Source organism: Nocardia rhamnosiphila NBRC 108938 (genome assembly GCF_000720425.1).
GTDB classification, from domain to species: domain Bacteria; phylum Actinomycetota; class Actinomycetes; order Mycobacteriales; family Mycobacteriaceae; genus Nocardia; species Nocardia rhamnosiphila.
Genome location: NZ_JOAJ01000046.1, coordinates 1 through 954, shown reverse-complemented (window position 1 = coordinate 954; position 954 = coordinate 1). Strand labels below are relative to the sequence as shown.

Genomic DNA, 954 nt, shown 5'->3' with positions numbered 1-954 from the left:
GACCTGCTGCGCCGCGATCGACTCCGGATCGGCCTCATCACCCAGCAACTCCCGCTGCCAGATGCTGTAATCCGCGTACTGCACCGGCAACGGCGCCCACCCGGGAGCATCCCCGGCCGTGCGCGCCGCATACGCGGTCATCAGATCCAGGGTCAGCGGTCCCACCGAGGCGCCGTCGGCCGCGATATGGTGCACCGCCATCGCCAGCACGAATTCGCCGGCGGCGCCGGTATCGCCCGCACCGGCCACCTGCAACAACTCGACCCGCAGCGGCACCTCGGCCGTCACATCGAAACCGGCCGACAGCAACTCGCCGATCCTGGCCACCGGATCATCGGTAGCGACAAGCGTGAGACCACCGGCGATCATCTGCGCGGTGGGAAGCACGTCCTGGTACGGCACCCCACCCGGGCCCACCGGATAGCGTGTCCGCAAGGTTTCGTGGCGGTCCACCACATCGGCGACCGCCTGCCGCAGCGCGGGGATATCGAGATCACCGGACGAACACCATCCGCACCGGCACCGTGGCATTCAGCGCCTTACCCAACCGCGCAGCAACCTGCGTCGCGACCAGCGAATTACCGCCCAGCGCGAAGAAATCATCGTCGGCACCGACACGCTCGACGCCCAAGACTTCGGCGAACGTACGGCGCCCGGAACTCCTGCACCTCGAACACCGGCTCCGGCAACGCCCTACGGTCGAGCTTGCCGTTGGCATTCAACGGCAACGCCTCGAGCTCCACGAATGCCGACGGCACCATGTACGACGGCAACCGCTGCGCCAGTTCCGACTGGATCCGCCCCGTATCCAACCCGGCCGCACCGCCGGACACCACATACCCGACCAACCGATCACCGGTCCGCGGATCCGACTTCGCCAGCACCGCGACCTGCGCGACCTCCGGCAACGCCAGCAACGCCGCCTCGATCTCACCCAGCTCGATCCGGAAACCA

At 67.8% G+C, this 954-nt stretch carries 1 pseudogene; it reads right to left on the bottom strand.

The features are described from left to right. Window positions 1-954: pseudogene (locus IG75_RS38775) on the bottom strand (condensation domain-containing protein); the annotation flags it as partial.